We start from the raw sequence: 13,251 nt of genomic DNA, 5'->3' as shown, positions 1-13,251 counted from the left end.
CGCAGTGGCTTCCGGCGGCCCGCCTCCCCCGCGCGAGCGATACGGGTGCTCCCCCGCCGACGGGATGTGCCGGCCGGTCCGGCGTACGAGGCTTGCCGGGATTTCGGCATCGGCTTCGTGAGACGGGGGTTTCTTTCATGGCATCGCAGATCGCGGCGGTGGACACCACGACCGGGGTGGGGGGTGGTGATCCGGGCGGCCGGAAAGGCGTGGTGGCCTTCCTGGTCATCTGTTTCACGGGGAGCTGGCTCTATATCTACGCCGCTCACTCCCTGTGGGGGCTGTCGCTGGTCAACCCGCTCGCCCAACTGCCCTTCGGGTTCATGCCCGCGCTCGCCGCGGTGGTGGTGCGCCGCTGGGTGACCCGGGAGGGCTTCGCCGGGGCCGGGCTGAGGCCCCGGTTCCGGAGCGCGTGGCCGTACTACCTCGCCGCGTGGCTGGGGCCGCTGGTCTTCGCCGCCATGGCCGTGGGGCTGGCGTGGGCGCTGGAGTGGCGGGTGCCCGGTCCCGCCGCGCTCGCGGACCTCGCCGGCGGGCTGTCCGCCTGGGTGTTCGTCCCGCTGCTCATGGCGGCCGTCCCGCTTCTGACGCCCGTCTACTGGGGAGAGGAGTTCGGGTGGACCGCCTTCCTCAGGCAGCGGCTGTTCCCGGGGCGTCCGGTGCGGGCCACGATGGCGACCGGGCTGATCTGGGCGGTGTGGCACTATCCGCTGGCGTTCACCGGCTACATCGAATTCTCCTGCGTACCCCTCGGACTGGCCGTCTGGACCGTGTCGTTCCTGTTCCAGGAGATGCTGCTCGGCTGGCTCTACGACCGCAGCGGCAGCGTGTGGGTGGTGTCCCTGGCGCACGGCGGGAACAACATGGTGCTCTCGCTGCTCACCGGCTTCCTCCTCGGTGAACGGGCCGGTCTCGGTGTGAACACCGTGGCGCTGCTGATGACGGCTCCGATGGCCCTGGCCTGTGCCGTGATCGCCGTCGGCGCGCGCCGACGGGGAAAGTCGCTTGCCCGACGGCGGGCGGCCGTGCGAGCCTCTGACGACACCTCAGTTCCAGGAAAGGTCCGCTCGTGACACTCGGCATGGTTCTCGGCGACGTCCCCTCTCGCGCTTCGACGCGGGAGCGGTAGCCCGGCCTGCCCTGACACGACCGCCCGTGCCCCGGCACGGGCCGCTCTCCTCCCGCTCCTCGTCGAAGTGCTCTTCGTGCCCCTTGCGCGTTCGATCACGAGGAGTCCCCCGTGTCCACGATCCACTGGACCGAGTCCCCCACGCCCTTTTCCGCCCGTTGGCACTCCGAGAACGCGACCCCGCCGCCCGGCCGGGTCGTGGTCGCGGACGACCGGATGACAGCGGACACCGCCCACCGGCTGGCCTGCGAAGGCACGGCGCTGCTGTGGCGCGGCGACTTCCACAACGCCCGCCAGTTGCTGCGGGCCATGGGCCGCCGAGTCGACCGGAAGTCTCCCCGGCCGGGCGACGACCCCGCCCAGTCGTTCCGGCTCCACCGCCGGGCCCGCGCGCACCGGGCCCGGGTACTCAACAGGCTGCTCGTACTGCTGGAGGACGACCACTGCCTGCGCCTGCGCAGGGCCCCCGACACGCGCCAGGCGTGCGCGGAGGCGTACGGGCCGCCGCGCGGGGCTACGGCGGTCTCCCTCACGGAGCTGCTGGGCGTGCTCGGGGCGTGGCAGTGGCGCCGGAGAGGGGTGGAGGTACCGGCGCTCGACGCGCGCGTCCACCCGCACTACGGGGTGTTCGCGCCCGTCAGGGGCGAGTACGTCGACCTGGTCGCGCGGGCGCCGCTTCCGGCCCCGGCGCCCGGGCGGGCCGACGGGCGGACGGCGTTCGACCTCGGCACGGGGACGGGCGTGCTCGCGGCCGTGCTGGCGCGCCGGGGCGTCGAGCGGGTCGTGGCCACGGACATCAGCCCGCGGGCGCTGGCCTGCGCCCGTGAGAACGCCCGGCGGCTCGGGCTCGCCGGGCGCGTCGACGTCATGGGCGTCCCCGGGCTGTTCCCGGACGGCCGTGCCGGACTTGTCGTCTGCAACCCTCCCTGGCTTCCGGGCCGGCCCGCCTCGGCCGTCGAGCAGGGTGTCTACGACCAGGGCAGCGGGATGCTCCACGCCTTCCTGGACGGGCTCGCCTCCCACCTCGTACCCGGTGGGGAGGGGTGGCTCGTCCTGTCCGACCTGGCCGAGCGGCTGGGGCTCAGGACGCGGGGCGAGTTGCTCGCCCGTATCGAGGGCGCGGGGCTGCGGGTGGTGGACCGGACCGGCACCCGGCCCCGGCATCCCCGCGCGCGGGACACGGCGGACCCCTTCCACGCCGCGCGCGCCGGGGAGGTCACCTCGCTCTGGCGGCTGGCCGTCGCGTGAGCGCTTCGCGTGAACACGCGGCGCCGCCCCGTATCCCCCCATCGGTGCCGGGACCCCCGCCGGCCGGCGGGGGAAATGGGCCCTGGGGTGTATCCGGGCATTGGCCATTCGGCCGTTACCGCCGGTCACACCCGGAGTGAATTCTGAAGTCCGCACCGGGAATTCCACGACGGCCGCCCGCCATGGCCGTCGTGGGCCCTTTCCTGCCTCGGCGACCCCCGGAAGGACGGGGACCCGGCGAATGGGATTCCGGTGCCGCTGTCGTGGACTGATGAAGGGGAACGATGAGCAATCGGATGGGGCGTTCCGCCCCGCGTCGTACGGCGATGACGGCGGTGGCGACGGCCGTGGTCCTCACGATGACCGGTGCGGCCGTCGCCGAGGCGGCCCCGCCGGCGGGGCCGGAGAACGGGGGCACGAGCCGGCAGGTCATGGCCCCTGAATACACGCACATAGCCGTGGACAAACAGGGAACGGGGCTCGACGCTCTCCGGCGGACGCTGCACGAGAACGGCCTCCAGACCGCGGAGCACCGCGGTATCGAGCTGGCGCCGGGCAGCGTCAAACTCGACCACCACCGGCATGTGTTCATGTGGGACTCGACCACCGCGAAGGGCATCGAGGGCGCCAACGAGATCGAGGCGCGCGGCAGCGCCGTGCGTGTGAAGATCCGGTGGAACGAACTCAAGGAACAGGGCGGTCTGCTGGGCCGCGGCAATCTCAAGGGCGACAACGGAAAGCTCGGGGGCAGGTCCACCAATGGCGCCTGGGCCCACGAGGGCGACATCCCGCGCGAATACCTGTTCATCGAGGGGGTCGACGACCCCCGGAATCCCGGAATGCGCGACTGGCTGGCCGGCAAGGGGTGGCCCGAGGGGCACGGCGTCTGCGAGGCCGGACCGTCCGGCGGCCGGTCGAAGCGTTCGGTGAGCGCGTGCGAGAGGGGCGAGCCGGACGGCGCCCGGCCGGAAGGGACCCCGCCCGGCGAGGACGCGGCGAAGCCGCCCGCGGGCCGGGAGCGGCCCGGAGCGGGTACGCCGGAGAGCACGGAGGCGCTGGAGGCCCGGCAGGTGGAGGAGGCCTTCGCCCGGCTCGCGGCCAAGTACTCCCTGAACGTGGCCGGGGCCGGCGGCCGGAAGCTCACGCCCGCCGACGTCCACGCCCGTATCCGCGGCTACACCGCCCTGTCCCCGGCGGCGAAGGCCACGGTCCGGGCGAAGCTGAAGAGCGCCGGTGGCACCGCCAAGGGCGCCCTCCTGGTGACCGGGGCCGCGCTGTGGGCGAAGGGCGTGCACGACGCGTTCGCGCAGGACACCACCAGTCTCGACAAGGCCGCGGCCATCACGGCGATCGTGCCGTTCGTGGGCTGCGGGACACAGGCAGGGGCCGATGCCGAGCACGGCCGGGCGGACGCCGGGGACACCATCGCCTGCCTCGGTGGCGACGCGCTGACGGTGTCGCCGCTGTGGCCGCTGGGGCTGACGGTCCACGGCGCGCGCTACTTCGGCCAGAAGTGGCAGGAGGCCCAGATCCCTTCGGTGACGGTCTTCCGGCAGACGCGGGACAAGGCGTGGGAGGAGGCCTTCCAGGCGTTCCGCGCCAACGGCTTCGAGCAGCTCGTCAGGTCGGCCCTCGCGACCGAGCGGGAGCAGCTGGAGGCCGAGAAGGCCGTGATCCTCCACGACGCCGCCGAGGAGATCGCCGCGGTGGAGCGCCGCTTCGCCGGGCTGCGCGCCGACGCGGCCTCCGACGCGGACCGCGAGCGGGTGTCGGCCAATTCCAGGATCCTCACCTGGAGCATCGAGAAGCGGGCCCGGGAGCGCGTCGGGAAATTGCCGGAGCAGCTCCGGCGGCACTACGCCAAGGCGGTCCGGGACGTACTGGTGGAGCGGGCGCGGCAGTACGGCGAGGAGTTCGTCGAGCAGCAGGTGGACATCGAGCGCTGGAAGGAGGACTCCTGGCAGTCGGGGGTGGCCGGGCCCCGGCAGTCCCGCGAGGAGCGGCAGAAGTACCTCGACGCGGTGGCCAACCTGCTGCGCGACACGCCGCCGCCCGTGCCGCACGAGAACGAGATCGGCCTCGGGATCGACCGGGTGCGCGTCTCGCTGGAGCGGGAGCGGAACCGGGGCTGACCGGCCGGGAGCGGTCCCGCGCCGCCAACACGCCTGTCGGCCCGTCATACCGGCCTGCTCGCAGGCGATGAGACGCACCGTCGCCCCGGCCGGACACGGTACCGGGGCGGCGGAGCCGGCGTCCGGCGCGCCTCCCGAGGCGTCGAAATTCCCCCTTCACCCCAAAGGTTCCGCCCGCCTTGCCGATTGGCCCAACACGCCTGTTTCTTATATCGTTTGGCTCCGACACCGCGAAAAAGGAGTGCCCAATGGCAGTCAAGTTCGAGCAGGTTGAAGATTCCGAAAAGGAAGCACCGGGCGTCGAGCCGGTCGCCGTTCCGGTCGGCGGGCAGGAAATCACAACGTACTGGCGGCGTATTTTCCACGACGACCTCAATCCCGAGGTGACGGAGGACGTCTTCACCGTCGAGATCCTGGCCCCGGTCATGAGCACCGAGGAATACGAGACCGACGAGCAGAACGAGGACGGCAGCTTCAAGCTGGCGACCCGTCCGTGCATGACCCACGAGCGTCGTGAGGTGGACCTCGGCAAGGAGTCCATGGAGAAGCTCCTGGAGGCCCTGAAGCCGTTCCTGGACGCCTCCCGCGAGGCCCAGCCCCTCCCGCAGCAGGCCAAGAAGCGCCGCGCCAAGGCCCCCAAGGCGGCCGTCGACGGCCTCGCGTAAGGACTCGGGCGACGGCACCGGCCGAGTGCCGGGCCAGTAAAGGCGACCACTCCACCGGGGGTCGCCTTTTTTCATTTCCCCGAAATGCCGTGCGGCGGCACCGGCTGATAGTCCATCGGGACCGCACGAGTGGCCCGTGGGGTGATCGCCGTTCATCATGGCGGCATGCGCCGCGTCCGCGCCTTCCCGGGCCGGCGGCCGCCGGCCCGGGACATTTCCTCCGGACGGGCCCGTCCATTTCACCCGTCCGAAGGAAAGGGCACCGCCCATGCCCCTCGACCCGGATCTCGCCGGCCTCCTCCACCGGGCGAACGCCGCCACCGCCGCCCCCGTCCGGACGACCGACCCCGAGGCGCTGCGCGAGGCCGAGCGGCAGCTGTCCGCCTCGACGGCGCCGGCCGAGCCCATCGCCATCGGCTCCGTGCAGAACGGCGCGGCGCCCGGGCCCGCCGGGAACGTCCCCGTGCGGATCTACTGGCCCGTGGACGAGGGGCCGGTCCCCACGGTGGTCTACTTCCACGGCGGCGGCTGGATCACCGGCGACCTCGACAGCCACGACCATGTGACCCGCCGGCTGTGCCGGGACACCGGCGCGGTCGTCGTCGCCGTCCACTACCGCCGGGCACCCGAACACCCCTTCCCCGCCCCCTACGAGGACTGCCTGGCCGTGGCGCACCACGTCGCCGACCACGTCAAGGAGTACGGGGCGCGGCGCGACCGCCTCGCCGTGGCCGGGGACAGCGCGGGCGGCAACCTCGCCGCCGTGATCGCCCAGACCTTCCGGGACGAGGGCCGCCCGCTGGCGGGCCAGCTGCTCGCCTATCCGGCGACCGACTTCGACGGCGAGTACCCCTCGCGCGCCGAGAACGGCTCGGGGTATCTGCTCACCAGCGAGAACATCGCCGACATACAGCACCTCTACGCGGGCGACGACCCCGCCGTGCGCGGCTCGGCGCGGGTGTCGCCGCTACGGGCCCGGAGCCTCGCCGGACTGGCGCCCGCGATCATCGGCACCGCCGAGTACGACCCGCTGCGCGACGAGGGCCTGGCCTACGCGCGGGCCCTCCGGGACGCCGGTGTGGAGGTGTTCGTCCATACCTACGCCGGGCTGATCCACGGCTTCCTGAACGCGTTCGCGGTGTCCACCGCGGCGGACGCCGCCGTAGGCGAGCTGTTCGCACGGTTCAAGCGGCGGCTGGACGGCGTGCCGCCGAACGTGTGAACGGTCGCTCGGGGTGTTTGCCGCCGGTGCCGGGCGGCCACTCAGGAAAGCGAGGTGACGCCCGAGAGTTCGACTGCCACAGGGGGATCCAGCGCCCATGAGTGACGTCCCCGGCTGGCCCCATGGACCCCGGCCGCCGGCACCCGACCCGGAGCCGCCGCCCCCGGCGCCTTCCGTCGCCCCCCGGCCGGGCCTGTGGTGGCGGTGCCTGCTCGGCGGGCTGCTGCTGTGGCTGCTCGCCGTCGTGGTCACGTACACGACGCAGAACTCGAACCTGCTGCCGACGCTGATCCTGCTGGGAAGTTTTCTCGTGCCCGGCTGTTTCACGCTGTGGGCGTACGAGAAGTACGGCCGGGTGCTGGGCGTGGATCTGCTGCTCGGCTGTTTCGTCGTCGGCGGGATCCTGGGCGTCCTCGGGGCGTCCGTCCTGGAGTACTACCTGCTCCATCCCTCCCTGGCGCTGTTCCTCGGCGTGGGCCTGATCGAGGAGGCCGTCAAGGCCCTGGCGCTGATGCTCGTCCTGCGCCGGCGCCCGGACGTCCGGGGGTTGCGCGCGGGCCTGGTGCTCGGTGCGGCGGTCGGTTTCGGGTTCGCGGCGTTCGAGAGTTCCGGCTACGCGTTCAACGCCCTGTTCACCCTCCACGGGCGGCCGTTGCGCGACCTCGTGGAGACGGAGATCCTGCGCGGTGTCCTGGCCCCGTTCGGCCATGGCCTGTGGACGGCCGTCCTGGGTGCCGCCCTGCTCTCCGACCGCCGGGGCGACGGCCGCTTCCGGCTCACGGGCCGGGTCCTCGGCACGTACGTGGGGGTGACGGTGCTGCACGCGCTGTGGGACTCGGTCAACGGCATCGCGGTCTGGCTGGTCTACGCGCTCACGGCGAACGCGGGGCAGCGTGCCCTGTTCGACAGCGGGTACATGCCGCACCCCACCCTTGAACAGCGGCATCTCTACACGCTGTTCTCCGACGGCGGGCTGCTCGTCGTCGCCCTGCTGGGGGTTCTCTGGCTGACGTCCCTGACCCGGCGGGCGAGTCGCGGGGGCGCGCGGTGAGCGACGACGCTCAGCCGGAGAACAATTGCCGCAGCTTGAGGGTGAGTTCGTAGACGCCGTAGACGAAGGGGGCTCCCACCCACAGCCAGCTGAGGACGAACAGTGCCTTACGGCCGGTGGTCACAGCGCGACTCCCCCGTCCGGCGCGACGGCGGTGCGTCCTGGCGCACCCGCCGGTTCGTGGTGGCGGGGGTGGACGGGGCGGATGAACTCGTTCGCCGCGAACCCGAGCGCCAGCACCCCGATCATGACGAAGAAGGACGTGGTGTACAGGCCGGGCCCGGTGTGGCCGGCGGACTTCCCCGCGTCGGCGATGGCGTTGACGATCAGGGGGCCGAGGATGCCGGCGGTGGACCAGGCGGTGAGCAGCCTGCCGTGGATCGCACCCACCTGGTAGGTGCCGAAGAGGTCCTTGAGGTAAGCGGGCACGGTGGCGAAGCCGCCGCCGTAGAAGGAGAGGATGACGGCCGCGCAGACGATGAGCACGGGCTTGGAGGAGCCGCCGGTCAGCGCGATCAGCAGGTACATCAGCGCGCCGGCGCCGAGGTAGAGCCGGTAGACGTTCTTCCTGCCGGCGGCGTCGGAGACGGAGGACCACACGATCCGGCCGAGCATATTGGCGAGCGAGAGCAGGCCGACGAATCCGGCGGCAGCGGTGGCCGTGACGGGCGAGGACGACTCGGCGAAGAAGTCCATGATCATCGGTGCGGCCTTCTCCAGGATGCCGATGCCCGCGGTGACATTGGCGCACAGGACCACCCACAGGCACCAGAACTGCGGGGTGCGCAGGGCGGTACGGGCCGACACCTCGGCCGTGGCGGCCACCGGGCGGGCCGGTGCGGCGCCCGCGCCTTCCCCGGCCCCGCCCCCGTCCGGTGGCACCCGGATCAGCAGGACGCCGAGCGTCATGAAGACGCCGTAGGCCAGGCCCATGACCAGGAACGTCTTCGCGATGCCCGCCGGCTCCTTGCCGAAGGCGGACAGCAGCGCGGTGGACCAGGGCGAGGCGATGAGCGCGCCGCCGCCGAAGCCCATGATGGCGATGCCGGAGGCGAGTCCCGGCCTGTCGGGGAACCACTTGATGAGGGTGGAGACGGGCGAGATGTAGCCGATGCCGAGGCCGGTGCCGCCGATGAGGCCGTAGCCCGCCACCACGAGCCAGTACTGCCGCGTGCCCGCTCCGCACGCGGCCACCAGGAACCCGGCGCAGAAGCAGAGGGCCGACACGGCCATGGCCCAGCGCGGCCCGTTGCGCTCCACCAGCGTGCCGCCGAACGCGGCGGACAGGCCGAGCATGGCGATCGCCACCTGGAACGGCAGTGCCGACGCGGTGCCGGAGAGCCCCAGCGAGGCCTCCAGCGGGGGTTTGAACACGCTCCAGGCGTAGACCTGGCCGATGGCGAGATGAATGGAGAGCGCGGCGGGCGGCACGAGCCAGCGGCTCCACCCGGGCGGCGCGACGGTACAGGATCGGGCGGGCATGCACGGAACGTACAGCCCGCCGGAGCCGCGCCGGAAGAGCGCGACTCCGGGCTAAGGGGTGTGGCCGGTGTTATCCGATGTTCCGCCGGTCCTGACCGGCGGGGAGCGGGTGGGGCCGGCCGGCGGCCGCCAGCAGGGCCTGCTCCCGTTCGGGTGTGATGGGCCGTGCCTCCCGGCCCGTACGGTCGGGGCCGAAGGCCTCGTCGAGGCCGCCGGGGCCGAACAGCCAGGCGGCGGTGTCGCGGATGGACTCCTCGACGGGGCGGCAGCGCAGCCCCGCCGCGACGGCCTTGGCCGAGCTGGGCCGCCAGACCGCGGCCGTCTCCCCGTGCTCCGGGGACCACAGCGGGAGTTCGGTCCAGACGGCGACCTCGTGCTCCAGCAGGATCTCGTCGCCCACCCACACCAGCTCCGCCCCGCCGCCGGTCACGGCCACGCACGTGCCCAGGAACTCGCCCCAGGTCGTGTTCGCGGGCGTACCGCTGACCAGGTACGTCCCGGCGTCCTCGGCCACGATCCGGTCCAGGCCGAACACCGCGATGTCGCGGGCGTCGACGAGCTGCATCGCGCGGTCGGGCGCGCCCGGCGCGATCATCGGGCCGCCCTGTGCGGCCCGGCGCAGCCACCAGGTGAGGCGGCGCGCGAGGTCGTGCGGCCCGATGATCAGGCCGGGTTCGAGGATCAGCGCGCGCCCGGGGAAGCCCTCCTCCACGGCCCGTTCGCAGCCGACCTTGAGCTTGCCGTAGTCGCCGTCGTCGGGGCCCGCGTCCGGGGCGCAGTCGTGCCGGGGCGAGCTCTCGTCCACGGGCTCGGCGGGCCAGCCGGGGCGGGCGTTGATGGAGGACACGTACAGATACGCGGCCGCCGACCCGGCCAGGGCCTCGACGGAGGCCTTCACGACGCGGGGGACGTACCCGCAGACGTCCACGACCGCGTCCCAGGGGCCCGCCCCGGCGAGCCGGGCGAGGTCCTCGGGGCGCTCGCGGTCGCCCCGGATCACCCGGACACCGTCCGGGTCGGCCTGGGTCCTGCCCCGGTTGAAGACCGTCACCTCCCAGCCGCGCCGGAGCCCCTCCTCGACGAAAGCCCTTCCCAGGAACACCGATCCACCGATCACCAGAAGTCTCATGCGGCTGAGTCTGCGCGCGGATGCCGGTGAGGGAACAGGAGTACGCCAGGAGCGGAGCGGTTGTGCCACGGGCGAACGCCGTGACGACCGCCCGGGCGGCGGATACTGGGGGCATGAGCTCCGCCACCACCGCTCCCCCGCCCGGGCCGTCCGGGCCGACCGGTCCGTCCGTCCCGTCCGCCGTGTTCCCGGTCCCCGACGTCCTGGCGTTCCTGACCGGCCGCTGGACGGTCGACCGTACGCTCACCGATCTGGCCACCGGCTCGACCGGGACGTATCGCGGCACGGCCGAGTTCCGGGCGGACGGCGACGGCGCACGTCTGCTCCACGTCGAGGACGGCGAGCTGGACTGGAACGGCACGGTCAACCGCGCCGGCCGTACTCTCGGGCTCCTGCCCGGCCCCGACGGCACCGCCGAGGTGACCTTCGCCGACGGCCGCCCCTTCCACGACCTGGACCTCCGCACGGGCCTCTGGCACACGCGCCACCCGTGCGGCGCCGACCTCTACGACGGCGAATTCACGGTCGTCTCCCCCGGCGAATGGCGGGTGCGCTGGCGGACGGCCGGCCCGGCCAAGGAGCACGTCCAGCACTCCGTCTACCGGCGCCGGGACGGGAGCGGCGCGGGCGTCTGAGCCGTTCCGCCGCCCTCCGCCGCCCTCCTCTGCCCTTCCCCTGTCCTTCCCCTGTCATGACCACGAGCACCGCGGTACCCTGCGGGCCGTCCGTCGCCGAAGGGGTGGGCCCATGGGTACTGCCGGCCGGTTCGATGCCGGGGCCGAGCACGAGAGGGCCCGTGCGGCGTTGCGGGCCGCGGTGCCGCGGCTGGCGGGGTTGCTCCGGGACGTCACCGACCCGGGGGTGCCCTCGGGGGTGCCGCCGTGGACGGTGGGCGACGTCGGTGCGCATGTGTGCGCTGTCTATGTGGCATACGGCTCCACGTTCACGCATGAGTTCCAGGACTGGGACAGCGTGCTGCCGCGAGGCGCCGTCACCTTCGCCGAGCGGGTCGGCTCGGTCAACGCCAAGTCCCTCGGCCTGCTCGGCGAGGAGGCGCGCACGCGTCTCGACGCGCTGGTCCTGGAACGGGGTGAGACGTTCCTGCGGGTCACCGAGGGGCTGGCGCCGGACGCGCCGGTCACGACGCCCTGGTACGGGCCGGGCGTCGCCGTCACCCTGGCCGCGGCCACCGGCATGATGCTCAGCGAGACCCTCCTGCACGGCCTCGACATCGCTCGCGGCGCCCGGCTGCCCTGGGTGATCGCGCCGGACGACGCGCGTCTGGTGCTCGGGCAGTCGATGCCGACGATGATGCCGCTCGCCGTCGACGCGGCGCGGGCCCGGGGCGTCCGGATCGCCTTCGACCTCGCCGTCGAGGGCGGGCCCCGGCTGGCGGTCGTCGTCGACGACGGGGCGGCGACGGTGACCCGCGACGCGCCGCCGCGCGCCTACGACTGCCGGATCACGACCGACCCGGTGACCTTCCTGCTGATCGCCTTCCGCCGTATGCCCCTCTGGAAGGCGGTCGTCCGCGGCGCGATGCGCCCGGGCGGCCGCAGGCCGTGGCTCGCCCCACGGCTCAGCGGCTTCTTCGTCAGCCCCTGACGCCACCGGGGGCCGCGGGCAGCCGGTACTCCGCGCAGGCGGCCGGCAAGCGTACGCCCGCCAGCCGGAGCCGGGTGACGCGTGCGTGGAAGGCGGCGCCGTGGAGGAGGTGGTGGGCGATGGCGGTGACCTGGCGCCGGGCGGGATCGGCCAGGGCGGTGCCGACCGTCCAGGCGTTGAAGGCGCCCATGGCGGGCCCGCACCAGATCTGCCAGTCCCCCTGGCGCCCGGCCTCCCCGGTGACGGCCCAGCGCGAGGCCATGGCCAGGTACCAGCGGAAGACCATCGCCATCCGGAACTTCGGTTCCCGCTCGGCGCGCTCGCGCCACGACGGGTGGTGGGCCGCCAGATAGTCGGCCGTGTCGCGCCAGACCTCGTCGAGGGGGCGGCGCAGGACGCGTTGTTCCAGGTAGCGGCGTTCCGTGGGCGGCAGGGCGGCCAGGCCGTCGTGGTCGCGGTAGAGGCGGTACAGCCGGCCGGCGTGGCCGGGGAACATGGTGCCCCGGGCGAGGACCTGGACGGTCACGCCCTGTTCGAACAGGTCGGCGGCCGGGGCCATGACGCAGTCGGCCAGGCCCGCCTCCGCCAGCAGTCGTTTGACGGCCGGTGAGGTGCCGGCCTCGGTGGCGGCCTGGTTGACCGATCCGGTGACGACGTACGCGGCGCCCAGCGCGAGGGCCGCCACCACGGCCTCCGGGGTGCCGATGCCGCCTGCCGCGCCGACGCGCACCCGCGCGGTGGCGGGGTGCTCGCGGGCGACGCGGTCGCGCAGGCGGACGACGGCGGGCAGCAGGACGGCTAGGGGGCGGCGGTCGGTGTGGCCGCCGGAGTCGGCCTCGACGGTGACGTCGTCGGCGAGCGGGACCGTGCGGGCGAGCGCGGCCTGTTCGGCGGTGACGTGCCCGGCGGCCACCAGGGCGGCCGTCAGCTCCCCGGGCGCCGGGCGGAGGAACAGTTCGGCGGTCTCCGGGCGGGAGACCTTGGCGACGACCCGGTGCTCGGCCCGTACCCCGGACGGGCCCGGGTCGCGGTGGAGCCCGGCGAGACGGTAGCGCACGAGGTCGGGGGTGAGCTGGACGAACGCGGAGGCCTCCACGCAGCGCACACGGTGGCGCAGGCAGGCGTCGACGCAGGCGCGTTCCTGGCCGGGTGCCATGGGGCTGTGGATGAGATTGCACGCGTACGGCACCCCGGCGGAGCCGAGGGCGCCTTCCAGCCTCCCCAGGGCCGTGTCGATGCGGGCCTCGGGGAGTCCGGCGGCTCCGAAGGAGGCGAGGTGCCCGGCCCGGGCGGCGGCGATGACCAGCTCCTCGCAGGCGATGCCTCCCGCCATCGCACCGGTCATGTAGGCGTAGCGGACGCCGTGGTGCCGGCGGAAGTCGGCGGAGCCGAGCCGGTCGGGGTGCTGCGGGGCGACGGCCGCCAGGACGGAGAAGCCGTCGCCGGGGACGGGCGGCGCGTTCGTGGCGCCCACACGGCCGCCGCCGCTGACGATGTAGCAGGGGCGGTCCAGGTCGGCCAGGACCGCGTGGACGCCCTCGGCGTCGTACCGCACCTGAGTGGATGTCAACGCCGCCCCCTTGCCCGC

The 13,251-nt window shown here is 73.5% G+C and carries 11 protein-coding genes; 8 read left to right on the top strand and 3 right to left on the bottom strand.

Translation table 11 applies throughout. The features are described 5' to 3' along the window. Positions 1 to 137 precede the first annotated feature (137 nt). The 6 genes from ACFYZR_RS24925 to ACFYZR_RS24900 all read left to right on the top strand — a co-directional run bounded on the left by ACFYZR_RS24925 (position 138) and on the right by ACFYZR_RS24900 (position 7,447). Positions 138 to 1,073, top strand: a complete 936-nt coding sequence (locus ACFYZR_RS24925; RefSeq protein ID WP_391913877.1) for a CPBP family intramembrane glutamic endopeptidase — start codon at positions 138 to 140, stop codon at positions 1,071 to 1,073. A 167-nt stretch (positions 1,074 to 1,240) separates the two neighbouring features. Then, entirely contained in the window at positions 1,241 to 2,377 is a 1,137-nt protein-coding gene (locus ACFYZR_RS24920; RefSeq protein WP_391913875.1) for a methyltransferase, read from the top strand. 284 nt (positions 2,378 to 2,661) lie between these two features. Continuing rightward, positions 2,662 to 4,509, top strand: coding sequence for a hypothetical protein (locus ACFYZR_RS24915; protein WP_391913872.1), 1,848 nt, complete (start codon positions 2,662 to 2,664; stop codon positions 4,507 to 4,509). Positions 4,510 to 4,757: 248 nt separating this feature from the next. Further along, positions 4,758 to 5,174 (top strand): hypothetical protein, encoded by a 417-nt coding sequence (locus ACFYZR_RS24910; protein WP_391913870.1) that lies wholly within the window; start codon positions 4,758 to 4,760, stop codon positions 5,172 to 5,174. 268 nt (positions 5,175 to 5,442) lie between these two features. After that, positions 5,443 to 6,396, top strand: a complete 954-nt coding sequence (locus tag ACFYZR_RS24905) for an alpha/beta hydrolase (protein WP_391913868.1) — start codon at positions 5,443 to 5,445, stop codon at positions 6,394 to 6,396. A gap of 97 nt (positions 6,397 to 6,493) precedes the next feature. Next, positions 6,494 to 7,447: a PrsW family intramembrane metalloprotease gene (locus ACFYZR_RS24900; protein WP_391913866.1), complete on the top strand. Its 954-nt coding sequence runs from the start codon at positions 6,494 to 6,496 to the stop codon at positions 7,445 to 7,447. A 120-nt stretch (positions 7,448 to 7,567) separates the two neighbouring features. Here the strand turns inward: ACFYZR_RS24900 and ACFYZR_RS24895 are convergent, their stop codons facing one another. Then, positions 7,568 to 8,929, bottom strand: coding sequence for an OFA family MFS transporter (locus tag ACFYZR_RS24895; RefSeq protein WP_391913864.1), 1,362 nt, complete (start codon positions 8,927 to 8,929; stop codon positions 7,568 to 7,570). A gap of 70 nt (positions 8,930 to 8,999) precedes the next feature. Beyond that, positions 9,000 to 10,058, bottom strand: a complete 1,059-nt coding sequence (locus tag ACFYZR_RS24890; protein WP_391913862.1) for an NAD-dependent epimerase/dehydratase family protein — start codon at positions 10,056 to 10,058, stop codon at positions 9,000 to 9,002. 113 nt (positions 10,059 to 10,171) lie between these two features. Here ACFYZR_RS24890 and ACFYZR_RS24885 point away from each other — a divergent pair, with 113 nt between their 5' ends. Beyond that, the gene (locus ACFYZR_RS24885) at positions 10,172 to 10,693 is read left to right on the top strand and encodes a DUF6314 family protein (RefSeq protein WP_391913860.1); all 522 of its coding nucleotides are present in this window, start codon (positions 10,172 to 10,174) and stop codon (positions 10,691 to 10,693) included. Between the two features lie 112 nt (positions 10,694 to 10,805). Beyond that, positions 10,806 to 11,663 carry a maleylpyruvate isomerase N-terminal domain-containing protein gene (locus ACFYZR_RS24880; protein ID WP_391913858.1) on the top strand — a complete coding sequence of 286 codons (858 nt, stop codon included), beginning with the start codon at positions 10,806 to 10,808 and terminating at the stop codon, positions 11,661 to 11,663. Here the strand turns inward: ACFYZR_RS24880 and ACFYZR_RS24875 are convergent. Next, the gene (locus ACFYZR_RS24875; protein ID WP_391913856.1) at positions 11,653 to 13,233 is read right to left on the bottom strand and encodes a PfaD family polyunsaturated fatty acid/polyketide biosynthesis protein; all 1,581 of its coding nucleotides are present in this window, start codon (positions 13,231 to 13,233) and stop codon (positions 11,653 to 11,655) included. The genes ACFYZR_RS24880 and ACFYZR_RS24875 overlap by 11 nt on opposite strands. Between the last annotated feature and the right edge of the window lie 18 nt (positions 13,234 to 13,251).

Origin of the sequence: Streptomyces sp. NPDC001678 (assembly GCF_042892945.1) — a bacterium.
Lineage (GTDB): Bacteria > Actinomycetota > Actinomycetes > Streptomycetales > Streptomycetaceae > Streptomyces.
The sequence above is the reverse complement of the archived record's forward strand: the minus strand, read 5'-3'. Positions and strand labels throughout refer to the sequence as shown.